Annotated in this window: 25 protein-coding genes, 1 tRNA gene and 1 riboswitch; of the genes, 9 read left to right on the plus strand and 17 right to left on the minus strand. The window is 70.4% G+C overall.

The window, feature by feature from the left end:
- The coding region (locus tag G6023_RS02260) for a DUF4192 family protein (protein ID WP_241727624.1) at window positions 1-1,058 on the minus strand (1,058 nt) is incomplete at its 3' end.
- 286 nt (window positions 1,059-1,344) lie between these two features.
- On the opposite strand from G6023_RS02260, the gene G6023_RS02265 reads away from it, so the two are divergent.
- The 7 genes from G6023_RS02265 to G6023_RS02295 all read left to right on the plus strand — a co-directional run bounded on the left by G6023_RS02265 (window position 1,345) and on the right by G6023_RS02295 (window position 8,574).
- Window positions 1,345-2,295: a proteasome assembly chaperone family protein gene (locus G6023_RS02265; RefSeq protein ID WP_067715823.1), complete on the plus strand. Its 951-nt coding sequence runs from the start codon at window positions 1,345-1,347 to the stop codon at window positions 2,293-2,295.
- Between the two features lie 27 nt (window positions 2,296-2,322).
- The gene (locus G6023_RS02270; RefSeq protein ID WP_182633969.1) at window positions 2,323-4,869 is read left to right on the plus strand and encodes a DEAD/DEAH box helicase; all 2,547 of its coding nucleotides are present in this window, start codon (window positions 2,323-2,325) and stop codon (window positions 4,867-4,869) included.
- Between the two features lie 85 nt (window positions 4,870-4,954).
- Window positions 4,955-5,413 (plus strand): DUF3817 domain-containing protein, encoded by a 459-nt coding sequence (locus tag G6023_RS02275; RefSeq protein ID WP_096905531.1) that lies wholly within the window; start codon window positions 4,955-4,957, stop codon window positions 5,411-5,413.
- Window positions 5,410-6,030: a TetR/AcrR family transcriptional regulator gene (locus G6023_RS02280; RefSeq protein ID WP_067715815.1), complete on the plus strand. Its 621-nt coding sequence runs from the start codon at window positions 5,410-5,412 to the stop codon at window positions 6,028-6,030. The genes G6023_RS02275 and G6023_RS02280 overlap by 4 nt, the downstream gene beginning before the upstream one ends.
- A 52-nt stretch (window positions 6,031-6,082) precedes the next feature.
- Complete coding sequence (locus G6023_RS02285; RefSeq protein ID WP_067715878.1) at window positions 6,083-6,898, plus strand: NUDIX hydrolase; 816 nt, start codon at window positions 6,083-6,085, stop codon at window positions 6,896-6,898.
- 79 nt (window positions 6,899-6,977) lie between these two features.
- A complete protein-coding gene (locus tag G6023_RS02290) occupies window positions 6,978-7,979 on the plus strand; it encodes a TY-Chap domain-containing protein (RefSeq protein ID WP_182633970.1) in 1,002 nt (333 codons plus the stop codon).
- Between the two features lie 55 nt (window positions 7,980-8,034).
- The gene (locus G6023_RS02295) at window positions 8,035-8,574 is read left to right on the plus strand and encodes a hypothetical protein (RefSeq protein ID WP_182633971.1); all 540 of its coding nucleotides are present in this window, start codon (window positions 8,035-8,037) and stop codon (window positions 8,572-8,574) included.
- On the opposite strand, the gene G6023_RS02300 is transcribed toward G6023_RS02295, so the two are convergent.
- A complete protein-coding gene (locus G6023_RS02300) occupies window positions 8,571-8,954 on the minus strand; it encodes a YchJ family protein (protein WP_182633972.1) in 384 nt (127 codons plus the stop codon). The genes G6023_RS02295 and G6023_RS02300 overlap by 4 nt on opposite strands.
- Before the next feature lie 140 nt (window positions 8,955-9,094).
- On the opposite strand from G6023_RS02300, the gene G6023_RS02305 reads away from it, so the two are divergent.
- Together G6023_RS02305 and G6023_RS02310 are read left to right on the plus strand one after the other, a co-directional pair.
- The gene (locus G6023_RS02305; RefSeq protein WP_206471979.1) at window positions 9,095-9,343 is read left to right on the plus strand and encodes a hypothetical protein; all 249 of its coding nucleotides are present in this window, start codon (window positions 9,095-9,097) and stop codon (window positions 9,341-9,343) included.
- A 42-nt stretch (window positions 9,344-9,385) separates the two neighbouring features.
- The gene (locus G6023_RS02310; RefSeq protein WP_096905535.1) at window positions 9,386-10,942 is read left to right on the plus strand and encodes a fatty acyl-CoA synthetase; all 1,557 of its coding nucleotides are present in this window, start codon (window positions 9,386-9,388) and stop codon (window positions 10,940-10,942) included.
- Window positions 10,943-10,957: 15 nt separating this feature from the next.
- Here G6023_RS02310 and G6023_RS02315 read toward each other — a convergent pair whose 3' ends face one another.
- The 15 genes from G6023_RS02315 to G6023_RS02385 all read right to left on the minus strand — a co-directional run.
- The gene (locus tag G6023_RS02315) at window positions 10,958-11,806 is read right to left on the minus strand and encodes an alpha/beta fold hydrolase (RefSeq protein WP_173674757.1); all 849 of its coding nucleotides are present in this window, start codon (window positions 11,804-11,806) and stop codon (window positions 10,958-10,960) included.
- A 26-nt stretch (window positions 11,807-11,832) separates the two neighbouring features.
- A complete protein-coding gene (locus tag G6023_RS02320) occupies window positions 11,833-12,660 on the minus strand; it encodes an 8-oxoguanine DNA glycosylase OGG fold protein (RefSeq protein ID WP_182633973.1) in 828 nt (275 codons plus the stop codon).
- Between the two features lie 50 nt (window positions 12,661-12,710).
- Window positions 12,711-15,590: an aminomethyl-transferring glycine dehydrogenase gene (gene gcvP, locus G6023_RS02325; protein ID WP_182633974.1), complete on the minus strand. Its 2,880-nt coding sequence runs from the start codon at window positions 15,588-15,590 to the stop codon at window positions 12,711-12,713.
- A gap of 177 nt (window positions 15,591-15,767) precedes the next feature.
- Window positions 15,768-15,867, minus strand: a riboswitch (glycine riboswitch).
- Window positions 15,868-15,901: 34 nt separating this feature from the next.
- Window positions 15,902-16,543 (minus strand): MerR family transcriptional regulator, encoded by a 642-nt coding sequence (locus G6023_RS02330; RefSeq protein WP_069390214.1) that lies wholly within the window; start codon window positions 16,541-16,543, stop codon window positions 15,902-15,904.
- A gap of 248 nt (window positions 16,544-16,791) precedes the next feature.
- Window positions 16,792-17,292: a bifunctional nuclease family protein gene (locus G6023_RS02335; RefSeq protein WP_096907250.1), complete on the minus strand. Its 501-nt coding sequence runs from the start codon at window positions 17,290-17,292 to the stop codon at window positions 16,792-16,794.
- A gap of 80 nt (window positions 17,293-17,372) precedes the next feature.
- Window positions 17,373-18,107: a transcriptional regulator FtsR gene (gene ftsR / locus G6023_RS02340; protein ID WP_096905539.1), complete on the minus strand. Its 735-nt coding sequence runs from the start codon at window positions 18,105-18,107 to the stop codon at window positions 17,373-17,375.
- The gene (gene odhI, locus G6023_RS02345; RefSeq protein ID WP_172812138.1) at window positions 18,104-18,523 is read right to left on the minus strand and encodes an oxoglutarate dehydrogenase inhibitor Odhl; all 420 of its coding nucleotides are present in this window, start codon (window positions 18,521-18,523) and stop codon (window positions 18,104-18,106) included. Before odhI ends, ftsR begins: the two co-directional genes overlap by 4 nt.
- Before the next feature lie 121 nt (window positions 18,524-18,644).
- Complete coding sequence (gene gcvH, locus G6023_RS02350; protein WP_067715784.1) at window positions 18,645-19,049, minus strand: glycine cleavage system protein GcvH; 405 nt, start codon at window positions 19,047-19,049, stop codon at window positions 18,645-18,647.
- 47 nt (window positions 19,050-19,096) lie between these two features.
- Complete coding sequence (locus G6023_RS02355) at window positions 19,097-19,861, minus strand: CDP-alcohol phosphatidyltransferase family protein (RefSeq protein ID WP_182633975.1); 765 nt, start codon at window positions 19,859-19,861, stop codon at window positions 19,097-19,099.
- On the minus strand, window positions 19,858-22,155 hold the full coding sequence (gene secA2 / locus G6023_RS02360; protein WP_182633976.1) for an accessory Sec system translocase SecA2: 2,298 nt from the start codon (window positions 22,153-22,155) through the stop codon (window positions 19,858-19,860). The genes G6023_RS02355 and secA2 overlap by 4 nt, the downstream gene beginning before the upstream one ends.
- An 87-nt stretch (window positions 22,156-22,242) precedes the next feature.
- Window positions 22,243-23,382, minus strand: coding sequence for a hypothetical protein (locus G6023_RS02365; RefSeq protein WP_182633977.1), 1,140 nt, complete (start codon window positions 23,380-23,382; stop codon window positions 22,243-22,245).
- A 110-nt stretch (window positions 23,383-23,492) separates the two neighbouring features.
- The gene (locus G6023_RS02370) at window positions 23,493-24,245 is read right to left on the minus strand and encodes an alpha/beta hydrolase family protein (protein WP_120284272.1); all 753 of its coding nucleotides are present in this window, start codon (window positions 24,243-24,245) and stop codon (window positions 23,493-23,495) included.
- 159 nt (window positions 24,246-24,404) lie between these two features.
- Window positions 24,405-24,478, minus strand: a tRNA-Pro gene (locus G6023_RS02375).
- 71 nt (window positions 24,479-24,549) lie between these two features.
- Window positions 24,550-26,016, minus strand: coding sequence for a ribosome biogenesis GTPase Der (der, locus tag G6023_RS02380; RefSeq protein WP_347570699.1), 1,467 nt, complete (start codon window positions 26,014-26,016; stop codon window positions 24,550-24,552).
- Window positions 26,013-26,439, minus strand: a 427-nt coding sequence (locus tag G6023_RS02385; protein ID WP_182633978.1) for a (d)CMP kinase, incomplete at its 5' end; no start/stop codon positions are given. The genes G6023_RS02385 and der, both read right to left, overlap by 4 nt.

Here is a 26,439-nt window from a genome sequence, read left to right on the forward strand (position 1 = left end):
AGGGCCGCCGACAGGGCCGACCAGGCGTGCACCCCGCTACCGTCGAAGTAGGCCGCGGCGCCGAGTAGCAGGAGCGCCACCGAGCGTTCGCGCCCCGGCCTCCGGCGCGCGACCGCCCACCACACGAGACGTCGGCCGTCGCCGTCGCCCAGACCCCGCTGGGCCAGCCGCCGGTAGATCTCGTCCCGAACCGCGATGACGAGCAGGTCCCGGCCGATTCCGGCGAGCTCGTCGTCGTCGACACTCTCCCCCACCTCCAGTCGACGTGCGGCGTCGTCGTGACGCTCGACCGCCTCGGCCACCACCGCCTCCGCCACCCGACGGGCCCCGTCCACCCGCGGCGGCCCCGACTCGTGGGGATCCTCGTCGCAGGCGTCCGCGTCCCGCACGAGGTACATCCGGTCTATCTCGTCCCGCGAGCCGGCCCGGACCCGGCCACCGTACGCGTGGACCGCGGCGATCTGCGTCGAGTCGGGATCGAGTTGGACCCCACGGACCATCCCGAACAGGTCCACCCACGGCGCGCCCTCGGCGAACTCGCCGACGCCGTAGGCCGCCGCGACCTCCGTGCCCGCGACACCCAGCCAGTACTCGAACGCCGATGCGGCGTCCTCCGCCCGCAAGCCCGCGTGGTAGTCCTCCACACAGTCCTCGTGCACCACGACCAGATGCACCGACCCGATCCCCTCCCGCGCGCAGAACTGCGCCAGCCCGCGCGCGGGACCGGGATCGACAGCCGGGTTCGAGCGCCCCACGGAAGCGTCGTCGGGACCGCCGTCGTGATAACCGTCCACGTCGTCGTGACCGTCGAGAAACTCGTCGTCATCGGGGTCGCCCCGTCCCGCCCCCAGCAACCCGTCGACATCCATACGGACCACCGGCCCCTGCCCGCCGTCGGCCGTCTCGCCGCACAGCACCACCACCGACCCCCGGCCCGGTGGGAAGCCGAGCATCGCCGGTATGGAGGCGATCAACTCCTCCGGCGAGGAGATCACCACCGTCGCCCGTCCGTCCGCCCCGTCATCGTCGATCATCTCGCCGGTCGTCATCGTCCTCATCCGTCTCCTGTCTCGCGCGTCCTGGGCCCCGCCCGGGTCCCGGCCCGCAGGTGCCGTGCACCGGTCTCACCATCGGGCACGTGGTCGGCCACCGGAGGCCTGCGGGCGTCCTGTCGCGCCCCGCCTGTGGAGAGGGGGACGACCTGTGGGGAACGGCAGGGGCACCGCCACCGGGGAATCAACCCGGGCGCGGTGTCGTTGTCACAGTTGTGAACCCCGTCCCGGATGGACGACCGGGCGACCCCGTACTCCCGACGGACGGGGTGTGGTGACGAGAGGAGTCGACATGGCCAGGCACAGCGATCTGTACCGAATGATCGAACCCGTTCCCGACCTGCGTTCTGAGGACGGCCGCGGGCCGGTCCTCGTGCACGGACTCGAGGGGTTCTCGGACGCCGGTCAGGCGATCCAGGGCGTGGCCGAACACCTCCGCGAAACCCTGGACTCGCAGCTGATCGTCGAGTTCGACGTCGACGAGCTGGTGGACTACCGGTCCCGCCGGCCCCACCTGAAATACTCGTTCGATCGGTTCTCCGAGTACGACCAGCCGACGATCCAACTGCACGCCGTCAAGGCCACCGACGGCACGTCGTTCCTGTTGCTCTCGGGCCTCGAACCCGACCTGAAGTGGGACGGCTTCACCAACTCCGTGATCGATCTGGCCGCCACCTTCGGCGTCCGCATGTCGATCGGACTCGGGGCCATGCCGCTGGGCGTGCCGCACACCCGGCCGACCAACTCCAGCGCCCACGCCAGTGATGTGGACCTCATCCAGGGGTTCACCGCCTGGCCCGGCGAGTTCTCCGTGCCCGGCAACGTGACCTCACTGCTCGAGCTGCGGATGGCCGAGCACGGGATCCCGTCCGCGGGCTTCACCGTGCACGTCCCCCAGTACCTTTCCCAGACCGCGTACCCCGCGGCGGTGCTCAACCTCGTCGACAACGTCTCGCGGCTCGCGGACCTCGAGCTGCCGACCACCGGACTGGAGAAGGCCGCCGAGGAGTTCACCGCGCAGGTCAACGCGCAGATCGAGAACAACCCCGAGGTCCTCACCGCCGTCGAGCTCATGGAGAAGCAGTACGACCAGTTCATGGAGACGCGGCTGGGCTCCGATTCACTCAACCCCGGCGGCAAGCCGTTGCCCTCCGGCGACGAGATCGGTGCCGAGTTCGAGCGGTTCCTGGCCCAGCAGGCCGAGGACGACGGGTCGGGCCGGGGCCCGGAGATGAACGGCTGACCGACCCCGGCGACTAGGCTCGGACCGGTGCATCTGCCCCACCTCCTCGCCGACCTCGACGACGTCCCCGCCGACCTGCACGACGAGGCGGTGTTCGACGCGTTCGTGGCGTGGGCCGCCGACCGGGGGCTGACGCCGTACCCGGCGCAGGAGGAAGCCGTCCTCGAGATCGCCGCCGGCAGCCACGTGATCCTGGCCACCCCCACAGGCTCCGGCAAGTCCCTCGTGGCACTGGGCGCCCACTTCTCGGCGATGGCACGAGGTGTCCGCAGCTACTACACCGCCCCCATCAAGGCGCTCGTCAGCGAGAAGTTCTTCGCCCTGTGCGAGGTCTTCGGCGCCGAGAACGTGGGCATGCTCACCGGCGACGCCTCGGTCAACGCCGACGCCCCCATCGTCTGCGCCACCGCCGAGATCGTCGCCAACATCGCCCTGCGAGAGGGGTCGGCCGCCGACATCGGCCAGGTGGTGATGGACGAGTTCCACTACTACTCCGAGCCGGACCGCGGGTGGGCCTGGCAGGTGCCGCTCATCGAACTGCCCGACACGCAGTTTCTGCTCATGTCCGCGACCCTCGGGGACATCGACTGGTTGCGGGAGGACCTGCGTCGGCGCACGGGTCGGGAGTGCGTGCACATCGGCGGCACCGAACGCCCCGTCCCCCTGTCGTTCGAGTACGAGCTCAGCGGCGTCCACGAGACGGTGGAACTGCTCCTCCGTGACGGCAAGGCCCCCGTCTACATCGTCCACTTCACCCAGGCCGCCGCACTCGAACAGGCCCAGGCGTTGACCTCGCTCTCGGTGGCGACCAAGGAGCGCAAGGCCGCGGTCTCCGAGGAGATCGGCGGGTTCCGGTTCAGCACCGCGTTCGGCCGCACCCTGCGCAAACTCCTGCTCCACGGGATCGGCGTCCACCACGCGGGCATGCTCCCCAAATACCGGCGGCTGGTGGAGCGGCTGGCGCAGGACGGCCTGCTCACCGTCATCTGCGGAACGGACACCCTCGGCGTCGGGATCAACGTGCCCATCCGGACCGTGCTGTTCACCGGCCTGACCAAGTTCGACGGCCGTCGTCAGCGGGTCCTCAAGGCCCGCGAGTTCCACCAGATCGCGGGCCGTGCCGGTCGGGCCGGGTTCGACACCGAGGGGTTCGTGGTGGTGCTCGCCCCCGAGCACGAGATCGAGAACGCCAAGGCCGCCGCGAAGGCCGCCGCCAACCCCAAGAAGAAGGCCAAGGCGGGCAAGAAGAAGCCCCCCGAGGGGTTCGTCAACTGGTCCCGGTCGACCTTCGACAAGCTCGTCGGCGCGCAGCCGGAGCAACTGACCAGTCGCTTCGAGGTGAGCAACTCGATGCTGCTCAACATCATCTCCCGACCCGGCAGTTGCTACGACCACATGCGGCACCTGCTGTTGTCCTCGCACGAGACCCGCGCGCGGGTACGTCGGCACGTGCTCCGCGCGATCGAGCTGTTCCGCGGACTGGAGGCCGCCGGGATCGTGGAACGGCTCCCGGAGCCCGACGGCGACGGGCGGCACGTCCGGCTGACGGTGGACCTCCAACGGGATTTCGCGCTGAACCAGCCGCTGGCGCCGTTCGCGATCGCCGCGATGGAGGTGCTCGACCCGGAGTCCCCCACCCCCGAGCTGGACCTGGTCTCGGTGATCGAGGCCGTGCTCGACGATCCCCGGCCGATCCTGTACGCCCAGCAGCGCCAGGCCCGTGGGGAGGCGATCGGGGCGCTCAAGGCCGACGGGGTCGAGTATTCCGAGCGCATGGAGTTGGTCGAGGACATCTCGTGGCCCAAGCCGCTCGGGGACCTCATCGCCGACGCCTACGACGCCTACCGCGCAGGGCATCCGTGGGTCGCCGGGATCGAACCGTCACCGAAATCGGTCATCCGGGAGATGGTCGAACGGGGCATGACGTTCTCGGACCTCGTCTCGGCCTACGGGCTCGGCCGCTCCGAGGGAGCCGTCCTGCGCTACCTCACCGACGCCTACCGGGCACTGCGCCAGACCGTCCCCGCCGACCGACGCTCCGAGGAGTTCGAGGACCTGGTCGAGTGGCTGGGCGAACTCGTCCGACAGGTGGACTCGAGCCTGCTGGACGAGTGGGAGCTCCTCACCGACCCGGATGTGTCGTCCGCCCAGGTCGCGGAGCTCGCGTTCGGTGAGTCCGCCGGGAACACCAGGCCCGTCACCGCGAACAGGCGCGCGTTCCGCGTGATGGTGCGCAACGCGATGTTCCGCCGCGTCGAACTGCTCTCGCACGACGACATCGAGCGGTTGGCGGAACTTGACGCCGACGTGCCCGACCACCCCGACTGGGACTCGGAGATCGACGCCTACTGGGACGAGTACGACGCCATCGGAACCGGTCCGGCGGCCCGTGGCCCCGCACTGTTCACGGTCACCGAGTCGGGCCCCGGCGTGGAGACCAATACGTGGCGGGTCCGGCAGGTGCTCGACGACCCGGAGGGCGACCACGGTTGGGCGATCGAGGGTGTGGTGGACCTGGCGGCCTGCGACGCGGCGGGCGAGGTGCGTTTCGCCTCACTCGCCCTCCACGGGTGAACCCGCCCCCGACCTGGAACCTACCCGCGCGGCCCGGGTCCGTAGCATGTGCGACGAACCCCGACCCGATCGATGGAGGACAGTTGTGACCCCCCGCATCCTGTACAAAAGACTCGCGCTCGCGGAGGTGGTCACCTGGACGCTCCTGATCCTGGGAATGATCGGCAAGTACGGCTTGGGATTCGACTGGGCGACCATGGTCGGCGGCAGCGTCCACGGGTTCGTGTTCCTCTGCTACGCGGTGGCCACCGTCGCGGTCTGGACCGACAAGCGGTGGACCGCAGGGACCGGTGTCCTCGGTCTGGCCTCCGCCGTGATCCCCTATGCGACCGTCCCGTTCGAGCGTTCGGTGGAGCGTCGTGGACTGCTCGACGGCCCGTGGCGGGTCGGCCCGGAGGGCGACGCCCCGCGTACGCTCCCGGAGCGCGTGCTGGCCTTCGCGGTGCGGTCGCCCGCCCTCGCGTTGGTGGCGACGCTCGTCGTGGTGGCGATCGTGTTCTCGCTGTTGCTGATGGCCGGCCCGCCGACCGAGTGGTTCTCGTGACCCCCACCCGCGAACCCGGCCGCCGCGAGTTGAACAAGGCCGACAAGCAGCGGCGCATCCACGCGGCCGCCCGCGACCTGTTCACCCGTCGCGGCTACTCCTCGGTGACCACCCAGGAGGTCGCCGATCTGGCCGAGGTCGGGACGGGGACGCTGTTCCGGTACGCGCAGTCCAAGGGCGAACTGTTGTGCATGGTCGCCAACGACGAGTTCCGCGCGATGGTCGAGACCGTCCCGGCCACCGGCGACCCGGTGAACGATCTCGTCACCCTGTGCGAACCTCTCCTGGTGGCGCTCGACAGGCAGCCGGAGAACATCGCGGCGTACCACCGCGAGACGCTGTTCGGGGAGCCCGGGCCGCACCGCGCGGAGGCGCAACGCATCCTCGGAGAGCTTCGCGACCTCATCGCCGGCGTCCTCGCAGGTCACTCGGGCACCTCCGCGACCGCGGACGACCTCGCCGGTCCGGCCCAGACCGTGTTCGACGTGCTCTACATGACCATCGTGCGGTGCGGGGTGGAGCGCTCCCCCGTCAGCGACAGCCGCGGGACTGTCACCGAGCAGGTCCGCCACGTGCTCTACGGCGTCCTGCCTCCGGCCGCCACGGGTTCCGACTGACCACACCCACCCCGGTGTGGGGCGCGCCACCGCGTCGGGCGAGACTGACAGCATGACCGAGGTTGACCAGAGCACCGCCCGCCCCGTCAAGGACGCCTCCACCGTGATGGTGATCCGCGATTCCACCGCCGGCCCGGAGGTGTTCGTCGCCCGCCGCGTCAAGGGTATGGCGTTCGCCGGTGGGATGACCGTCTTCCCGGGTGGAGGGGTGGACGCCGCCGACGACGACCCCGACCTCGCGTGGACGGGCCCGGCCCCCACCTGGTGGGCCGAGCGCCTCGGGTGCGACGAGCCGCGGGCCCGCCGGCTGGTCTGCGCCGCCGCCCGGGAGACGTTCGAGGAGTGCGGTGTCCTGTTGGCGGATCACCTCGACGGAGCCGCGGTCTCGGATGCCGGCAGGTACCACTCGGCCCGGGCCGAGCTCGAAGCCCACGAATTGTCGTTCAGCGGCTTCCTGGAGCGGGAGGAGCTCTCGCTGGCCGCCGGCCGTCTCCGTCCGTTCGACCACTGGATCACTCCCGAGGTCGAGAAGCGCCGGTACGACACCCGGTTCTTCCTCGCCGCACTGCCGGGCGGGCAGGAGCCGGACGACCTGACCACCGAGGTGGACCTGACCATGTGGGCCCGCCCCGTGGACCTGCTGGCGGACTTCCGTACGGGCCACTCGATGCTGCTGCCGCCCACCTGGACCCAGCTACGCCACCTCGCCGAGTTCGCTGACGTCGACTCCGCACTGGCCGCGTCCCGGACCATCGCGCCGATCCAACCGGAGATCATCGAGCACCGCGGCGGCATCAGGGTCGGGTTCGACGGCTCCGACGAGTACTGGTCGGACTATCAGGCAGGGCATCCGCCGACCGGGAACTGATCGGCGCGCGCCGGGACCCGTGCGCCGGACCCTGTCGAACCGCTCACGGAGACGGTGGCTCGGTGGTTGACTGCCTTGCATGCCGGCATTCGAGTTCGACGTGGACGCGTCGATCGCGGCCGGGTGGGACCGTTTCGCCTCCCACCTGGCCGATCTCCTGCGCGACCTGGTCCCCGGCGCGATCTTCGACCTGGCGGTACCCGTCCTCGGTGCGCCCTCCGCGCACACGCCGTACATCCGGTTCACCGCCGTCGCCTCCGGGCGGGTCGACGCCGAGGTCTCCGGCGGCGGTTCCGAGGACACCCCCACCCCCCTGCGCCCCGCGCAACTGGCGCAGCTCTCGGCCCTCGGATGGCAGGCCGCCGACACGGGTCGTGAACCGGATCCCGCCGCCGGCCCACGTGTCAGCCTGACGACGGACCGGGCCCGCGAGCTGTCCCACCTCGTCGCCGGGACCCTGGAACAGGTGTTCGGGATCCGACACCCGGTGTTCCTGCACGATGTCACCGACTCCGATCCGGATGACCTCGTCGGCGCGCGTCCGGTCGAGCCCGGGGCTCCGGACGGGGACCCGGACGGGGACCCGTCCGACGCCGGGAGCCCCCCGGGCGGCGAGGATGACTTCCGCCCGCAGCCGATCACCGATCCGGACCAGGCGACCCGGGCTGTGGAAGCGGCCCTCACCGAGGTCTACCGGCGGCGCGTCCGGGCCGACGAGCACGATGTCTTCACCGTCCCCGCCGGGTGCGTCCTGCTCTTCGTGCGCGCGCACCGTTCCCTGCCGCTCATCGTGTTCCGCAGTCCGCTGGTGTCGGCGGTGGAGGACGCGGCCGCCGCGGAGACCGAGGTCGCGATCCTCAACCGCGACTCCTTGTGGTGCCGGTACGTCTTCGACGGCGAGGCGATCACCGCCGAGTCGGAGTTCGTCGACCGGGTGTTCGTGCCGGTCAACTTCAAGATCCAGCTGGCCGAGATCTCCGCGGAGCTCGATGACGTCTACCCGGACCTCGTACGCCGGGTCGCGGGCAAACACTCGCGGGACCTGCGAGCCTCCGATGACCCCGACCCCGACGGGCCGTAGGATCAGGGACTGCCGGGACCGGCCCGGCGCACGATCCCGCCACAGGAGCGCCCCTATGCGTCGCGCCGCCCTCGCCGCCGTGGTCACGGTGGCGACCGTGTTGACCAGTGCCTGCTCTCCGTCGCTCCTCGGCGACGACGACGAACGCGCCGTGCCCGCCCCCACCGCGGAGCCCAGCGGCCCGCTGCCCTCATCCCAGCAGTTCGACCGCCCGTTCCCCGTCTCGGGCGATCTGTGGGACGCCACCGTCACCGTGTCGAACCTGCGGATCGAGCCGTCCTCCGCGTACTCGGACGCCGTGCTGGTGGTGGATGTCCGTGCCGTGCAGTCGTCCGGGCAGCCCGAGTTGGGTCCGGCCGACTTCTCCGCCTTCGACCCCTCGGGACGACCCTTCGAGCGGATCCAGAACCCCGCGGGAATCGTCGACGACCCGCTGGTCCCCTCGGTCCTGGCCACCCGCGGCGAGGAGATCCGGGGAATGGTGGCCTGGACGGTGCCCCGCGGTGTCAGGATCGGCCGGATCGATGTGACCACCCCCGGCACGATCGGTTCGTTCATCGTGACCCGCCAGCCCGACGACCCCGCCCGGTCCTAGTCGCCCGCGGGATCCGACCCCGTCAGGTACGTCCAGCGCCCGCCCCTGCGCTCGAACAGCGACCGTTCCCGCATCACGGTCGGGCCCTCCGGGCCGGTGTACCGCGCTTCGAACTCGACCACCCCGTCGTCGTCGCCCTCATCTCCGGCGACCACCTCCACGACGGTGAGCCCGGTCCACTCCATTTCGGATGCCTCGACCGTCGGCGGCCTGGTCCGGGGATGCCACGTGCGCCAGAGATGGTCCGTGTGCCCCAGCACGAACGCCGTGTACCGCGACCGCATCAACCGCTCGGCGGTGCGCGCCGGAAGGCCGTCCTCGACGATCGGACCGCAGCACGTCCCGAACCCGTCCCCACTGCCGCACGGGCATGCGCTCATCGGTCCACTCCGTTCACCCTGCGATCCGATCCGATCAGGATACCGCCGTCGCACCGGGCGGCCACCGACCCGCCCCGTACCGCCACCGGACGCCGCGCATCCACCCCCGGCCTTCCCGACGGTCTATCCTCGCTGGTGACATGACTGGTTTCGCTTCCCTCCGCTCGCTCGCGCGACGCCGCCCGGACCCCGACCTCGCACCCCTGCGCGTGCGCTCCTGCCGCGACCTGTGCAATTGGAACGAGACCCCGGTCGAGCGTCGGGGAGAGCCGCTGTTCGCGTGCCGCGGATGCGGATCCCAGTGGGTCCCGAGTGAACCGTGGACCCCGCGCGAGGCCACCGGGGAGATCCCCCGGGCCGTCCTGGACCTCCTCCGGTCCGGCGACTGACCACCCGGGGTACGACGTCACCGTCCGCTATAGAGTCGGACCATGACCACGACCCCTCTGTCCCCCCTCTCGTCCGCCGGCGCCGGGACCGTCGACGCGATCCTGCGACGGTCCGCCCGCCGGTTCCCCGACCGGGTCGCCCTGACCTTCGCCGACCGTCGCTGGACCTACGCCGAACTCGACACCGCCGTCGACCGGGTCGCCTCCCTGCTCGCCGCTCGGGGGCTCGACGACGGTGCGCGGATCGCCGCCTACGGGGTCAACTCGGACGCCTACCTCATCGGCTTTCTCGCGACCTCACGGGCGGGGTACACCCACGTCCCGGTGAACTACGCCCTGACGGGCGGAGAGCTCGAGTACCTCCTGACGGATTCCGGCGCCTCACTCGTGCTGGTCGACCCCGCACAGGCGCCGACCCTCGAGACCGTCGTCCAGACCCTGCCGTCGCTGCAGACGCTCGCGCTGCAACCCGCCGCCGGGGACCCCGCCGACGGCACGCTGCTGGGCGCGGCAGTGGATCGGGGCGAGGCCCGGCCCGTCGACTCCCCCGCATCCGGGAGCGACCTCGCGCAGCTTCTGTACACCTCGGGCACCACCTCGCGGCCCAAGGGCGCGATGATGACGCACGCGGCACTGGCACACGAGTACGTCAGCTGCATCCTCTCCCTCGACCTCGCAGCGGATGACGCACCACTGGTGACGATGCCGCTGTACCACTCCGCGGCCATGCACGTGTTCGCGATGCCCTACCTCTCGCTGGGGGCGACGGTGCACCTGATGGCCGCGCCCGACATCCCGGAGATCCTCCGGCGCGTCGAGGAGGACGGGATCGGGTCGCTGTTCCTCGCACCGACGGTCTGGGTTCCGCTGGCCTCCCACCCCGACCTCGACACGCGTGACCTGTCGAGCCTGCGCAAGGCCCAGTACGGCGCGTCGATCATGCCGGTCACCGTGCTGCAGCGCCTGCGCGACAAGTACCCCGAGCTCGGTTTCTACAACTGCTTCGGGCAGTCCGAGATCGGGCCGCTGGCGTGCGTCCTGCGTCCCGAGGAGCACGATGCACGCCCGGCCAGTGCCGGCCGTCCCGTCTTCTTCGTCGAGGCGCGCGTCGTCGACGAGAGCGGCGCGGAGGTCGCGGCCGGCGAGCAGGGTGAGATCGTCTACCGCTCCCCGCAACTGTGCCAGGGGTACTGGAACAAGCCCGAGGCCACGCAGGAGGCGTTCCGCGACGGGTGGTTCCACTCCGGGGACCTCGTGGTGCGTGACCCGGAGGGGTTCGTCGAGGTGGTCGACCGGATCAAGGACGTCATCAACACCGGCGGTGTCCTGGTGGCCTCCCGCGAGGTGGAGGACGCCGTGTACCGGGACGAGCGGGTCGCCGAGGTCGCCGTGATCGGCACCCCGGATCCCAAGTGGATCGAGGCGGTGACCGCGGTCGTCGTCCTCAAGGACGGAGTTCACGCCACGGAGGACGAGATCGTCGCGGGCACGCGCGAGCACCTCGCCCCGTTCAAGGTGCCCAAGCGGGTGGTGTTCGTCGATGAACTGCCCCGCAACCAGTCCGGAAAGCTTCTCAAGCGGGAGTTGCGGCAGGACTGACACGCCTCGGGGCGGTCAGGCGATCCGGGCCAGGACCTCGCGTGCCACCAACGCGGGGGCCTGTTCCGGTATCCAGTGACCGAGGTCATCGAGCGGGACGAAACGGTACTCGGCCGTCACCCGCTCCGCCGTCGCGTCGGCCCCGCTGCGCGCGACCGCGGGATCCTGCCCGCCCCACAGGAAGGTGGTGGGGACCGTGACGTCGGGGAGGTCGTACCTCCGCATCGCGCGGTACCAGTGCAGGGCCGCGGTCAGGGCCGAGCGCTCCCCGAGCACCTCGAGATGCCTGTCCACCAGATCCGGCGGTACCTGCCCGCCGAACATGGCACGCAATCGGTGAGCATCCCCCTCGAGGAGCACGTCCTCGGCCTTGCCCTCCTGTCGGAACAATCCGAAGTACGCCGACCGGGCCTGTTGATCGGGATCCGCCCCGATCGCATCGGAGAACGCCGCGAGATGCGGGATCGAGATGGCCGTGAGACTCGCGACCCGATCGGCGTGGTGGGCGGCCAGCCACCATGCCACGGACGCCCCCCAGTCATGACCGACCACGTGGACACGCTCGAGCCCCAGACCGTCCGCCACGGCGAGGGCGTCAGCCGACAGGTGCTCGATGGCATAGTCCGCCACATCGTGCGGACGCGCTCCGGGCGAGTATCCACGCTGCATGGGGGCCACCACCCGGACACCCTGAGTCACCAGGTCCGCGGCGACGCGTTCCCATTCCCACGCCGACTCGGGGAAGCCGTGCAGGGCCAACACCGTCCGCACCGGTGCAGTGTCGGCCGCGTGGCCGTCCGGCTCCCACACCAGGACGTCGAGGGTGCCTGCCGGGACGTCCACGGTCGTTCTCCGGGGTTCCATGGAGCGGACCCTAGCGCGCCACCGGGTCAGCGCGGGCGGGTTTCCCGATGCGTCCGGTCGGACGCGCCCGAGCAGTCGGCCGGCGCCCGCCGGTCGTGCCACTCCCCGACGAGCCACATCTCGATCACCAGCGGGTCGACGGCCGCCTCGCGAGCCCACGCGGCGACCACGTCCAGGTAACGCTGGTAGCGCCGCGGGGTCAGCCGGGAGGCCGAGTCGATCTCGGTCCAGCCGGCGTGGATCAGGGTGCCGATCCCCGCCGGATCGACCGGCACGATATCCGGCGCCGACCAGGCCATGCCCAACGACGACAGGTACAGCGACGCCAGGGGGTACCCCAGGTCGGGAACGCCGCGCCCCGCTCTGCCGGCGGGAGCCCCGTGCCGCAGGAGGTTCATCGCCTCCACCGGCGCGTCGAGCCAGTCCACCACCTCGTGCAGCACGAGTGGGTATCCGTGGGAGGAGACCGATACCCGACCGTGCCGGTCCCGCTCGGCCACCCGGAAGTCCGGCAGCCCGCGCCGCACCCCCGATCGCGACGGGTGGCCGGACAGCCAGGCGGCGCACATGTAGAGCGCCACGACGGATTCCTCGAGACTGCCCCGGGCACGCCGACCCGCCGCCCACAGGTCGCTCCTGCGGAGGTACCCGGGCCCGGACTCGACCCGCCCGCCGTCGAGGCCACCGGCGACCAGGCGTAGGTCGACGCGCTTCTCCGCGAGGCGCAGGTTCCACAGGTCCAGATCGATCCCGACGTACTCGTCGGCGACCAGCAGCGCGGGAGGCTGCGCGCGGCACCACTCGCGGCAGGCCGCGGGGAGTGCGGGGATCGGGTGGGGTCCGGTCGTCGTCATGCCCCGTACCGTGTCATGCGGGTACGACAACACCGGACCCCGGCGCCGGTTCAGTCCTGTGCGAACGCGTCCAACGGCGGGCACGAGCAGAGCAGGTTGCGGTCGCCGTAGGCCCCGTCGATCCGGCGGACGGCCGGCCACACCTTCGGGCGCCAGGTCGACCCCAGGGGGTACCCCGCGACGCTGCGCGGGTAGGCGTGCGTCCACTCGTCGGCGGACACGCTCTGGGCCGTGTGGGGCGCGCCCCGCAGCGGGTTGTCGTCCACCGTCCACTCACCGTCGGAGACCCGGTCGATCTCGGCGCGTATCGCCGCCATCGCATCACAGAACGCGTCCAGTTCGGAAAGGTCCTCGCTCTCGGTCGGCTCGACCATGAGCGTGTTGGGCACCGGGAAGCTCATGGTGGGCGCGTGGAAGCCGTAGTCGGCGAGACGCTTCGCGACGTCGTCGATCGAGATGCCGACCGAGTCGATGAGCGGGCGCAGGTCGAGGATGCACTCGTGGGCGACCCACCCGCCGTCACCGGAGTACAGCACCGGGAAGTGCTCCCCGATACGCCGGGCCAGATAGTTCGCGCTGGCGATGGCGGTGAGCGTGGCCCGGCGCAGTCCGTCGGCCCCCATCATCCGCACGTACGCCCACGTGATGGGCAGGATCGACGCGGAGCCGAACGCGGCCGAGGAGACCACGCCACCCGCGCCCAGGCCGTCCTCGTGGGGATGCCCGGGCAGGAAATCGCGCAGGTGCTCGGCCACCGCGACGGGGCCGACACCCGGCCCACCGCCACCGTGGGGGATACAGAAGGTCTTGTGCAGGTTGAGGTGGCTCACGTCGCCCCCGAACCGGCCCGGGCGCGCGACCCCGACCAGCGCGTTGAGGTTGGCCCCGTCGATGTAGACCTGACCCCCGGCATCGTGGACGATCGCGCAGATCTCCTCGATGTCGTGCTCGTAGACGCCGTGTGTGGACGGGTAGGTGATCATGATCGCCGACAATTCGGCGCCGTACTTGTCCACCTTCGCGCGCAGGTCGTCGACGTCGACATCGCCGTTCTCACGGCACGCCACCACGACGACCTTCATTCCGGCCATGACCGCGGAGGCGGCATTGGTGCCGTGGGCGGACGACGGGATGAGGCAGACCGTCCGGTCCTCCTCCCCGCGCGATCGGTGATAACCGCGGATCGCGAGGAGTCCGGCGTATTCGCCCTGGCTACCGGCATTGGGCTGCAGACTGACCGCCGCGTACCCGGTGATGTCGACGAGCCACTGCTCGACATCCGCGACGAGTTCGCGGAGTCCGGCGCTCTGGTCCGCCGGGGCGAACGGGTGGAGTCGGTTGAACTCCGGCCACGTGATGGGCTCCATCTCGGTGGTGGCGTTGAGCTTCATCGTGCACGAGCCCAGCGGGATCATGGTCCGGTCCAGCGCCATGTCCTTGTCCGAGAGCGCCCGCAGGTACCTCAGCATCGCGGTCTCGGTGCGGTACCGCACGAACGCCTCGTGCTGGAGGAACGCGCTCGTCCGGTCACCGTAGCCCGGATCCGCCGAGATCTCGACGGCCCCGACGGCACCTGCGCCGAATGCCTCGAGCACGATCCCGACGTGCTCGGCGGTGGTGGCCTCGTCACACGCGATCGACACGGAGTCGTCGTCGACCTTCCACAGGTTCACCCCGCGCGCGGCGGCGGCGGCCAGTACCTCATCAGCGCGTCCCGGTACACGGGTCAGGACCGTGTCGAAGAACGCGTCGTGGACCACTTCGACCCCGGCCGAGCGCAGCCCCCGGGCGAGAGCGTCGGCGTGGGCGTGCACCCGGCGGGCGATCGCCGAGAGACCGTCGGCGCCGTGATAGGACGCGTACATCGCGGCCAGGACCGCCAGGAGGACCTGGGCGGTGCAGATGTTGGATGTCGCCTTCTCGCGGCGGATGTGCTGCTCACGGGTCTGGAGGGCGAGCCGGTACGCGACCTGTCCGTCGGCGTCTGTCGACACCCCGACCAGTCGACCCGGCAGGTTGCGGGCGTGCGCGCTGCGGCACGCGAGGAAACCGGCGTGCGGCCCGCCGAAGCCCATCGGCACCCCGAAGCGCTGGGTGGTGCCGAAACACGCGTCCGCACCCTTCTCCCCCGCGGGGGTCAGGACCGTCGCCGCCAGCAGGTCGACACCCGCGGCGACCATGGCGCCCCGTTCGTGGCACTGCTCGATGAGCCGGGACACGTCGGCGACACGACCGGACGCGCCGGGGGTCTGCACGAGCGCCCCGAAGAACTCGCCCTCGGGCAGGCCGTCGTCCACCAGGTTCGCCGTGACGAGTTCGATGCCCAGGGGCTCCGCGCGGGTGGCGAGGATCGCCGCGGTCTGGGGGAAGATGTCGGTGTCGACGGCGAAGCGGGGGCTCTTAGAGGAGCGGTTGGCCCGTCGCAGCATCGTCATGGCCTCGGCCGCGGCCGTGCCCTCGTCCAGCATGGAGGCGCCTGCCATGTCCATGCCGGTCAGGTCGGAGACCATCGTCTGGAAGTTCAGGAGCGCCTCGAGACGGCCCTGGCTGATCTCCGGCTGGTAGGGGGTGTAGCCCGTGTACCACGCCGGGCTCTCGATGATGTTCCGGATCAGCACCGGCGGAGTGAGCGTGTCGTAGTAGCCCTGGCCGATCATCGACACGGCGACGGTGTTGCGGTTGGCGAGTTCGCGCAGCGCCGCGAGGGTGTCCGCCTCCGACAGCGGCTCCGGTAGCGCGTCGATCCCCTCCGCGCGGCCGTCCGGTCCCACCTCGTCGAGGATCACCGAGGGGACGGCCCGCTCGGCGAGTTCATCCAGTGAACCCACGCCGATGGTGTCGAGGATGCGTTCCAGGCCGTGGGCGTCGGGGCCCAGGTGGCGGGCGACGAACTCGCCTCCGGTCCGGGCGGTGTCAGGGGTCGTCGTCACAGGTGCTCCTCAGGTGGCGGGGCCGCCCGGAAGGGCGGCCTGCGGGCCGGTGCTACCCTCTCCGCTCTGTCCCCTGCCGGACGGGTGCCGGCGCCTGAGAGATTCACCGGGCCGCGTGTGCGGCCCCGGCTTTCCCCGTGGGCGGGTGGTCTGTTCCACCGCTCTCCAGAGGCGTTAGGCGACTACACGGTCCGGGTGCCTGAGAGATTCTCGGAGAGGAGTTGCTCCTTCGGCGCCCGCGACCGACAAGGACGCGGAGCTCTCCCGTGAGTCGCGTGAACGCATGGCCGAGTCTAGACCACCGGCGCCGATCAGCCCGTGCGGCGTGAGGCGCGAGCGCGCCGACGGGCCGCCAGCTCGTCCTCCACCGGTGCCAGGATGTCGTCCTCGGAGACCGTCTCCGCGGGGAACTCGGCGATCGACCCGGCGAGCTCACGCATCGCGCCCCCGATACCGATGCCGAACACGCCCTGCCCGCCCTGGAGCAGGTCGAACACCTCCTCCTTGGAGGTGCACTCGAACACGGTGCGGCCGTCCGAGAACAGGGTGATGGTGGCCAGGTCCTCCACGCCCCGTGACCGGATCTGATCCACGGCCTTCCGGATGTTCTGGAGCGAGATACCGGTGTCGAGCAACTGCTTGACGATCTTCAGGACGAGGATGTCCTTGAACGAGTACAGGCGCTGGCTACCCGAGCCGGCCGCATTGCGGATCGAGGGCACCACGAGGTCGGTGCGTGCCCAGTAATCGAGCTGCCGGTAGGTGATCCCGGCGATCTGGCATGCGATCGGGACCCGGTACCCGCTCGTGCCGTCCGGGATCCCGTCATCGGGGAACAACCCGGGCTGCACCTCGTCGAAGGAAGCCTGGGTGCCCTCTCCTCGGTCCCCGAAGAGACTCTCCGTGTTCGTATCGGCGACGGACGGCTCCGAGACCCGGGTGTGGTCGGCCACGATTGCTCCCTCAAGCTGCGGGTGTCGCCACGATCGTGACGACACGGTACCGGGCGACGAGGCCCGGATCCTGGACGCGTGAACACCATCGGTGTAGTTCACTGAGGGCAACGCTATGCCCGCCGGGGGCCCTGATCAATAGGACACGCGGTAAACCTCAACCTCAAGTTGAAGTTTAGAGTCTGTCCTGACCTGCGAACTGGTATCGGTGTGGCCACTGTGAATGCCAAACTCGCAGGTCGCAGGCGTCAGGACGATGACCCGCCCGGTTCTCTGGGCGCCTCCGGTCCGCCGAGAAAATCGTCAGGGTTCACCTGATCGAGGAACTCCCGGAAGGCTTCGACCTCTTCCTCGCCCTGCTCCACGAGGGAGATCCCCACCTCGTCGAGCACCTCCCGGCTCACGAGTACCGGCGAGGAGGTCCGCAGTGCGACCGCCACCGCGTCGGACGGGCGCGCGGACACCCTCGTGTCGCCGAAGACCAACTCCGCGAAGAACGTCCCCTCGGACACTCCGATGATCTCCACCTGCTCCAGCGGATGCGAGAAGGTGTCCAGTAGCGCGGCCACGAGGTCGTGGGTCAGCGGCCTGCTCGGCCGCACCCCCTGCTGTTGGAGGCTGATCGCCGCGGCTTCGGCCGCCCCGATCCAGATCGGTACGTACCGGCCACCGTCCTTCTCGTGCAGGATCAATACGGGTGCGTACTCCGGCTCCTCGAAACGGACGCCGACGATGTCGACCTCGCGCATGTTCTTTCCCATGTTCTCCGCCTCTCCCACGTCTCAAGCGTAGCCCCGATCCGGTTCACCGCGAGCGGGCGCTGTTCCCGTCAGGACTCGAGGGCGTGCCTCACGGCGACGGTCACCAGGGTCGAATGGAGCGACACCGACAGTGCCGCGATCTCCCGCGCCAACTCCGCGGCCCGGTCACGGGCATCGGCATCGCCCTGGCGAGCCACCGGGCCGGCGATCTGGGTGATCAACCCGGTCTGCCGATCCGCCGCCGTGCGGAACCCCCTGAGGTGACGCACATCCACCCCGTGCGCGGCCAGGTCGTGCGCGGTCCGCGCCACGAGCACCGCCTCCGGGTCGAAGAACCCGCCGGGGCCCGCGGCGATCAGGCCCGCGTCGATCAGCGCGTCGACCAGAGCGGCGTCCACCCCGGACTGCTCGACCACGTTCTCGCGGGTGAGCCTCTTCAGGGTGTCGCTTCGGAAGTCGTCCGGGGTCGACCCGGGGACGCCGTCCTCGCCGGGCCGCGGCCGCAGCGCGGTGGTCGACCCGTCGGCGATGCCGGCGTCCAGCGCGTCGAGCTCCTGCCGGATCACCTTGAGGGGCAGATACCGATCGCGCTGGGCGGTCAGGACGTACCGCAGCCGCTCGCGGTCCTCGACGCTGAAGCGCCGGTACCCGCTCGCGGTGCGTTCAGGGGTGACCAGCCCCTCGTTCTCGAGGAACCGGACCTTCGACACCGTCAGGTCCGGGAACTCCGGACTCAGAAGTGCGATGACGCCCCCGATGGAGAGGTACTCCTCCCTCGGGGCGCCCTGCCCGGCGGCGGTCACTGCCCGGGCGTACCCGTCAGGAAGACGAGACGGAACTTGCCGATCTGGACCTCGTCGCCGTTGGACAGCGACGCCGAGTCCACGGGCTCACGATTGACGTAGGTACCGTTCAGCGACCCCACGTCGACGACGGTGAAGGTCTCGCTCTCGCTCCGGAACTCGGCGTGCCGCCGGCTCACCGTCACGTCGTCGAGGAAGATGTCGCTGTCCGGGTGCCGTCCCGCGGACGTGGTGGCCTGGTCGAGCAGGAACCTCGACCCCGCGTTGGGGCCACGCTTGACCACGAGCAGCGCCTGCCCCTCGGGGAGCCCTTCGACACCGGTGACGGCGGAGTCGGACTGGGCCGCCTGCTGGTCGGATTCGTTGAGGAGCTCGGCACGGAACACCGAGGTGGTCTCGGCGGTCGCCTCGGGCATGTTCTTGTTCTCGGTCACGTTCGTATCTCCTCGTCCGAGCCCAGCGGGGGCTCACCGTGCGGTGCTGTTGATTCTATGTCGGAGTCCCCGGTCGCGGGGCCCGGGGGCGGCGACTACCCGCTCAGCCCTCAGTGATCTTGGCGTACCCGTCCGAATCGAGGGTCTGCTCGAGCTGGGACTCCAGGTCGTCCACATCGGCGATCTCGAGGACGACGATCCACCCCTCACCGTACGGATCCGAGTTGACCAGTTCGGGAGACGTCTCGAGGGCGGTGTTGACCTCGACGACCTTGCCGCTCAGTGGCGCGTAGAGGTCGGACACGCTCTTCGGCGACTCGACCTCACCGAAGGGCTCACCCGACTCGGTCTCCCCACCGACGTCCGGGAGTTGGACGAACACGATGTCGCCCAACTTGGACTGCGCGTACTCGGTGATTCCGATGCGCACGCGGGTGTCCGACACCCGCTCCACCCACTCGTGCTCATCGGTGTACCGGAGCTGGTCGGGGATGTTCTGATCGCTCACTGACGCGCCCTTCTCGAGTGGCTCACTTCGAATTCCATCTGGCGACATTACACACCGTCGGGCGCCCCCACATCAGCCGATCGGACCCCGCGCGGGGGAACCGCCCGCGCGATCCGCCACGCCTGCCACACGTAGATGCCCCCACTCCAGGCGTACAGGCCGACACCCCAGTACAGGCACGCCTCCCCCACGAGCTGGAAGGCCTGTCCACCCGGCACACCGGCGTGGCCGGCCAGCAACAGCGGGAGCGACCAGAACAGGGCGAAGGTCGCCGCCTTGCCCAGATAGGTGACCTCGGGGTCCAGCCCGCGCCGGCGATAGACCGGGAGCGTGGCCGTCAGCAGGAGGTCCCTGGCGATCAGGACCACCACGATCCACACGGGGATGTATCCCGCGACCGCGAAGGCCACCGGCACGGCGGCGACGAGGATCCGGTCCGCGATCGGGTCCAGTCGCTCGCCCCAGGTCGAGCGCATATTCCACAGACGCGCGATCTTGCCGTCGAGCCAGTCCGAGATGACCAACACCCCGAGCAACCACAAGGCCAGGGGTGGGTCGTCCCACGCCAGGATGCTCAGGATGAGAACCGGGATCAGCGCGATCCGCGCGAGCGAGATCGCGTTGGGCAGCGTCCAGAACCGATCGCTGACCTCAGGTACGCGGGCCGGCGATTCGGGGCCCAGGCCCGGCGGGACCGCCGCGGACAGGTGGCCGTCCCGCGGCGGGGGGATCCTGGCCCCGAGGACCTTGCCCTCGCCGGTCCGCCATTCCCGGAGGTCGGTCTCCCGTCGACCGTCACGCGCCGCACTCATCGGAACGTCGACATCATCCCGGAGAAGACGTTCCCGCCGGCCGCCATCGGGTTGTCGTGGACCATGTAGGTCCAGGTCGAGGTGGGCCGTGCCATGGAATTGGCCTCGAGGTCCACCCCGGAGGCGGTGAACTCGATCTCGGCGAACGTGGTCTCGGACTTGCGGACCGCGTCGGAGGCGAGATCGCGGAAGTGGTCGATCGCGATCCGGTGGAACTCGTCGAGGGGGTTCTCGCGTCCCAGCGCGCGGAGGTGGATCGACTCGCGGACGTCGTTCATCGTCTCGAGATGTCGCGCCCAACCACGGTCGAGATGCCACAGCATGATCTCGCGGCATCCCTGCACCACGGCGTCGCGGCCGTGCGCCTCCACCAGTCGGGCACTCCGTTCGGGATCATGTGCCGTGAGTTCCTCGAACGCCTTGTCCGTGCGGAGCAGCGCGGCACGTCGCTCGGCGAGGATGTCGCGCTGCTCGGCGAGGAGACGGCTGTAGCGCCAGGTGTTGGCGTGGATCTCCAGCATCTGTCCCTCGGTCACCCGCTGCGCGTGATCGACGGCGTCACGACCGCGATTGCCCTTGAGCAACCCGGTGATCCGGTCGTGGGCGGTCGGGATCTTCTCGGGTTCGAGCGCCGAGGTCACCACCGGGTCGTCCATGGACGCGAAGAACACCGAGCTACCCGGGTCGCCCTGACGCCCCGCCCGTCCTCTGAGCTGGTTGTCGAGTCGCTCCGTCCGGTGTCGACCGGTACCCACCACGTGCAGTCCGCCGAGCTCCACGACCTCGTCGCGCCGCGACTCGTCGGAACCACCGAGCCGGATGTCCGTCCCGCGGCCGGCCATCTGGGTGGAGACGGTGACGTTCCCCACGTCGCCCGCCTCGGCGATGATCGCCGCCTCCTCCTCGTCGTTCTTGGCGTTGAGGACCGCGCAGTCGACACCCTTCTCGGCGAGCCGCGCGGCCAGTTCCTCGGACTCGGCCACGTCGTGTGTGCCCACCAGGACCGGCTGGCCGGTGGCGTGGACGCTCACGATGTGCTCGACCACGGCGCGCGTCTTGCTGTCGGTGTCGATGTAGGTCCGGTCGGCCTCGTCGAAACGGATGTTCGGGGCGTTGGAGTCGATCTGGGACACGCCCAGGGAGTAGAACTCACGCAGTTGGGCACCGGCGGCGAGCGCGGTACCGGTCATGCCGCACACCTTGTCGTACCGCCCGATGAAGGCCTGGACCGTGAGACTGTCCAGGATCTGGCCCGCCTCGGACACGGGGACGCCCTCCTTGGCCTCCACGGCGGCCTGGAGCCCGTCCGGCCACCGCTGGAGCTCGGCAACGCGCCCGCGCGACGCGTTGACCAGCTGCACCCGTCCGTCGCGGACGATGTAGTCCACGTCCCTGCGCAGGAGGAAGCACGCGTGGAGGGCCACGTTGACCTGGACGAGGGTGGTACCGACGTGGTCGGCGTCGTACAGGTCGGCGATGCCGAGTTCGGTCTCGACGGCCTCGGCGCCGTCCTCGGTGAGGAATATGTTGCGCCGCTCGGAATCGGTCTCGTAGTGCCGCCCCGGGCGCAGCTTGCGCACCGCGGCCAGGACCTCCCCCGTCGGCGCCTCCCCGGAGGTGGACCCCGCCAGCACCAGCGGAACGAGAGCCTCGTCCACCAACACCGAGTCGGCCTCGTCCACGAGGGCCACGTCCGTCGTCGGGGAGATGAGGTCCGACGGGTTCGTCACCAATTGCTCGCGGAGGACGTCGAAACCGATCTCCGAGACCGAGCCGTAGGTGACATCGCAGCCGTAGGCGACACGCCGTTCATCGCGTGTCGACGATTCGGTGACGTGGCCGACCGACAGTCCCAGCAGCTCGAACATCGGGCCCATCCAGCGGGCGTCCCGGGCGGCGAGGTAGTCGTTGACGGAGACGACGTGGACGGTGTGTCCCTGGAGGGCGTACCCCGCCGCCGCCACCGCCCCGGAGAGGGTCTTGCCCTCGCCCGTCGCCATCTCCACGACGTCGCCGGAGAACATGCGCAACGCGCCCTGGAGTTGGACGTCGAACGGCCTCAGCCCCACCGTCCGGTCGGCGGCCTCCCTGGCCAGTGCGAGGAAGCGGGCGAGGTCCTCGGGAGGATCCCCGAAGAGCTGCAGGTCGTGCGCCGTGTCCGCGAACTCGCCGTCGTCCAGTCCCGCCGCCCACCCGTCGTACTCGTGCGAGGCCTCGACAGCGCTCTGCGCGCGCGAGGTGTCGCGTCCCTGGGTGGAGCCCATGAGCTTCCAGAAGCGGTTGGCCAATCCCACGCGTGGAGTCCTTCCCGGTCACGAACAGATGCGTCCACCGTACGCAGGCGGGACGCGGGCGGGGACGTGCCCCGCCGGTCACGGCGTCTAGCCCTCCGGGTCGATCTGGCCCCGCAACCGCCGCATGGCCTCCGTCGAGAGCATGCGATCCCCCGCCCGGGCCGCGAGATTCTCCGCCACCACGTCCGCCGGTGAGGGGCGGTAGGGCGTCGCGGGCGATGCCACACCGTTGTCGCGCGCGATCCCGGCGAGGCGTTCCGCCTCCGCCACCGCGGCATCCGCTCGCGCCTCCACCGACTCGACGAGTTCTCGGAACGCGACCGCCCGGTCGACGACCTCCACCCACACCCCGTCGATCGACGAGCCCATGCCCGTCAGGGTGGTGAATCCGTCGCTGGCGGGCGGCACCCCGGCCGTCGCCGCCGCTTCGCGCAGTCGACACAGGTCCCCGGCGAGTCCGACCACCTCCGACTCGGCGTCGAACTGCAACCGGATCTCCTCGACCGACCGTCCGCCCCGCGCGTAGGCGCGGGACAACCGGTCGTACAGACCGCCGACCTCCATGAGCATGGCCGTGTACATCTCCGGGATCCGGCGCCGGTCCGCCCGGATGTGCGGGAGCGAGGGCAGCGACTGGACCACCGACTGCACCCGCTGCGGCAGCACCACCCTGCCCATCTCGCGCTGCCCCCTGGCCGCGGCGACGGTCCCGAGTTCCGCGAGGGTCCGGGGCACGAGCGGGACGGCGGCCATCGTCGGCGTCGACGCCAGTGCGTCGAACAACCGGCCGCGGTCATCGGTGTCCAGGTGCACACCGCGCCGACGGTCGGCGCGGATGTCCTTCACCCGGAACGCCCAAACGCCGGTACCCCGTGTGAACCCGGTCCGCAGGACGAGATACCTCCGGTCGAGATCCGCCAACCGCGTTCGCAACGCCATCCGCAACATCGACGGCACCGGGGTGCCGAGGATCCGACGGAGATCGTGGCGTTGTTCCTCGATGATCCGGACCTGGTGGAACCCGTTGACCGTCGGGAACGGGAGATTACGGTGCAACCGGGCCAGGACGACGTCGCCGATGCGGGGCTCGACCAGCCCGCAGGCCACGAGCAACGCGGCCCTGTCGGACAATTCCGCCACCGGGGCCTGCCCCTCCCCCCGGCACATCCGGTCGACGTCGGACACGATCCGGTCCCGTGCCGTCTGTGGCGTGCGCTCGTCGGCCATGCCCCTCCTCGCCCGCGCGTCCGGCGCGCGGCTCCTCTCACGGGATACCTATCGGATACAACGGTAAGCCCCGCCCCCGTGTTCCCCGGCGCCACCACCGGGCCGGCGCGTCAGAGGTACTGGTCGACCCAGGCGCTGATGATCTTCGCGGCTCGCTGTGCCTGCCCGTCCACCGTGAGGAAGTGGTCCGACCCCTCCAGCGAGACGAAGCTGCGCGGGTGGAGTGCCGCCCGGAAGATCTGGGCGGCGTTGTCGATGCCCACCGTCGCGTCTGTGGGCGAATGGATGACCAGGAGTGGACGGTCGAGCGTGTGCACCCGGCCGATGAGGTCTGCCCGGCGCACGTCCTCGACGAACTCCCGCTTCAGAGTCATCGCGCGGCCGCCCATCGACCAGGTGCCACTGCCCTCCTCCAGGACCGTGCCGGCGATCGCGTCGTAGTGCCGCTCCACCTCGGCGGGCTCGGCGGGCGCCCCGATGGTCACCACCGCCCTGACGCTCGGTATCTCCTGCGCCGCCAGGATCGCCGCGGCCCCGCCCCACGAGTGGCCGACGAGCAGATCCGGCGGGGTCCCCCGGTCTGCCAGGAACTCCGCGGCACGCACCGTGTCGGCCACCTTCACGGAGAACGACCCGTCGCCCAGGACACCGTCGGACTCACCGATGCCGAGATTGTCGTAGCGCAACATCCCGATCCCCTCCTCGGCGAGGCTGCGGGAGATGCGGAACGCGGCCGGCGAGTCCTTGCCCAGTGTGAAGCCGTGCACGAACAGCCCCCACCCGCGCTGCCCGCCCTCGGGGGCCTCCAGCGCGCCGGCGAGCTCGGGGCCCCTCGTACTGGTGAACCGAACATCCTCTGTCATGCCCGCCATCACACCCGGCACGGCATAGCGGGGTCAAGGCCGAGGTAGCGACCACGACCGGGAACCGGACCGCGCCCCTCCCGTGCACCGGGGGACGCCAGAGCCGACAGATACGATGAAACCCCAGGTCAGATTTCTCTGACCTGGGGTTTCACTGTGTCGGGCTGACAGGATTTGAACCTGCGACCCCTTGACCCCCAGTCAAGTGCGCTACCAAGCTGCGCCACAGCCCGTCCGCCACCGCGGCTCGCGCGGCGACTCGATTACCCTAGCGCACCGGTTCCGTCGGACTCCAATCGGCAGGTCACTTGCGCTGTCGACGCTCCTTGACCCGCACGTTCACCCGGACCGGGGAACCGTCGAAGCCGAAGGTCTCACGGAGACGACGCTCGAGGAAGCGCCGGTACCCGGCCTCGAGGAACCCCGTGGAGAAGAACACGAACGTCGGGGGCCGGGTGGTGGCCTGGGTGCAGAACCTGATCCGCGGCAGACGACCACCACGCATGGGCGGCGGGGTCGCGGCGACGACCTCGCTCATCCACGTGTTGAGGGGCCCGGTGGGGATCCGCTTGTCCCAGGAGTCCAGCGCCGTCTCCATCGCGGGCACGAGCTTGGCCAGGGCGCGGCCGGTCCTGGCCGAGATGTTGACCCGGTGGGCCCAGCTCAGCACCCGGGACAGTTCGCGGTCGATCTCCTTGTCGAGGTCGTACCGCCGGTCCTCGTCGACCAGGTCCCATTTGTTGAAGGCGATCACCAGCGCACGGCCGGCGTCGGCGACCATCGAGATCACCCGCAGGTCCTGCTCGGTGATGGGCTCCGAGGCGTCGAGGAGCAGGACGACGACCTCGGCCGCCTCGATCGCTCCGCGGGTGCGCAGTGAGGCGTAGTACTCGTGACCGTAGGCCTGGTTGACCTTGCGGCGCAGGCCGGCGGTGTCGACGAACCGCCAGGTGCGTCCCCCGAGCTCCACGAGCGAGTCGACGGGGTCGACGGTGGTGCCGGCGACGTTGTCGACCACCGAGCGCTCCTCGCCGGTCAGCTTGTTGAGCAGGCTCGACTTGCCGACGTTGGGCTTGCCGACGAGCGCGACGCGCCGCGGCACGTCGGTGGCCTCGCGCATCCTCGCCTTGGACGGCAGCTGCCGCAGGATCTCGTCGAGGAGGTCCGCCGTGCCGCGACCGTGGGCGGCGGAGATGGCGTGGGGCTCGTCCAGGCCGAGGGACCAGAACTCGGCCGCCTCCAGCTCGGCCTTCTCGCTGTCGACCTTGTTGACGGCGAGGATGACCGGGGTGTCGGACCGACGCAGACTCTTGGCCACCGTGGCGTCGGCGGCGGTGATACCCACCGTGCCGTCGCACACCAGCACGATGAGGTCGGCCGTGCCCATGGCGATCTCGGCCTGCTGCGCGATGGAGCGGTGCATGCCCTTGGCATCCTGCTCCCAGCCACCGGTGTCCTGCACCATGAAGGTGCGGCCGTTCCACAGCGCCTCGTAGGAGACCCGGTCGCGCGTGACGCCCGGGACGTCCTCGACGACGGCCTCCCGGCGGCCGATGATCCGGTTGACCAGGGTGGACTTGCCGACGTTGGGCCGGCCGACGATCGCGACGGTGGGCAGAATCTCCACGCCCCCGGTCACGGCCCCGATCTCGTCGGCGAACTCCGCGGCGACCGCCTCCCAGTCGGTGTCGTCGTTCCAGCCGTCCTCGATGGTCTCCTCGCCGGGCCCGGTGGGCAGGTCGAAGTCGGTGCTGTCCTCGTTGGTGGTCACAGTGCGTTCCCTTCTGCGGTGGCGCCGTGCGACGCGTGGATCCCCTCGGCGAGCGCGACCAGGCGGTCGAGCACCTCGTCCAGGGTGAGGTCGGAGGTGTCGATGACGACGGCGTCGTCGGCGGGCCTCAGGGGGCTCGCGGCGCGCGTGGAGTCCTTGCGGTCGCGTTCGATGACGGCGGCCAGCACCTCGTCGTAGTCGGCCTCGCGGCCGGCGGCCAGGTCCTGGTCGGTGCGGCGCCGGGCCCGCACCTCCGGGCTGGCGGTGAGGTAGACCTTCACCTCGGCGTCCGGCAGCACCACGGTGCCGATGTCGCGCCCCTCGAGGACGACGGTGCCCCCGCTGGCGGCCAGCCGTCGCTGCAGGAGGACCAGGTTCTGGCGGACCTCGGGCACGGCGGACACCGCCGAGACCGCGGCCGTG

Origin of the sequence: Dietzia sp. DQ11-71 (genome assembly GCF_014144995.1) — a bacterium.
Classification (GTDB): Bacteria; Actinomycetota; Actinomycetes; order Mycobacteriales; family Mycobacteriaceae; genus Dietzia; species Dietzia kunjamensis.

Coding starts and splice junctions, on each gene's coding strand:
- G6023_RS02335 (WP_096907250.1), bottom strand. CDS start 17,292: ATGCGCGAGGTCGACATCGTCGGCGTCCGTTTCGAGGAGCCGGAGTAC.
- G6023_RS02285 (WP_067715878.1), top strand. CDS start 6,083: ATGACCGAGGTTGACCAGAGCACCGCCCGCCCCGTCAAGGACGCCTCC.
- G6023_RS02315 (WP_173674757.1), bottom strand. CDS start 11,806: ATGGAACCCCGGAGAACGACCGTGGACGTCCCGGCAGGCACCCTCGAC.
- G6023_RS02290 (WP_182633970.1), top strand. CDS start 6,978: ATGCCGGCATTCGAGTTCGACGTGGACGCGTCGATCGCGGCCGGGTGG.
- G6023_RS02320 (WP_182633973.1), bottom strand. CDS start 12,660: ATGACGACGACCGGACCCCACCCGATCCCCGCACTCCCCGCGGCCTGC.
- G6023_RS02300 (WP_182633972.1), bottom strand. CDS start 8,954: ATGAGCGCATGCCCGTGCGGCAGTGGGGACGGGTTCGGGACGTGCTGC.
- G6023_RS02310 (WP_096905535.1), top strand. CDS start 9,386: ATGACCACGACCCCTCTGTCCCCCCTCTCGTCCGCCGGCGCCGGGACC.
- G6023_RS02305 (WP_206471979.1), top strand. CDS start 9,095: ATGACTGGTTTCGCTTCCCTCCGCTCGCTCGCGCGACGCCGCCCGGAC.
- G6023_RS02265 (WP_067715823.1), top strand. CDS start 1,345: ATGGCCAGGCACAGCGATCTGTACCGAATGATCGAACCCGTTCCCGAC.
- G6023_RS02355 (WP_182633975.1), bottom strand. CDS start 19,861: ATGAGTGCGGCGCGTGACGGTCGACGGGAGACCGACCTCCGGGAATGG.
- G6023_RS02370 (WP_120284272.1), bottom strand. CDS start 24,245: ATGACAGAGGATGTTCGGTTCACCAGTACGAGGGGCCCCGAGCTCGCC.
- G6023_RS02365 (WP_182633977.1), bottom strand. CDS start 23,382: ATGGCCGACGAGCGCACGCCACAGACGGCACGGGACCGGATCGTGTCC.
- G6023_RS02295 (WP_182633971.1), top strand. CDS start 8,035: ATGCGTCGCGCCGCCCTCGCCGCCGTGGTCACGGTGGCGACCGTGTTG.
- odhI (WP_172812138.1), bottom strand. CDS start 18,523: ATGCCCGAGGCGACCGCCGAGACCACCTCGGTGTTCCGTGCCGAGCTC.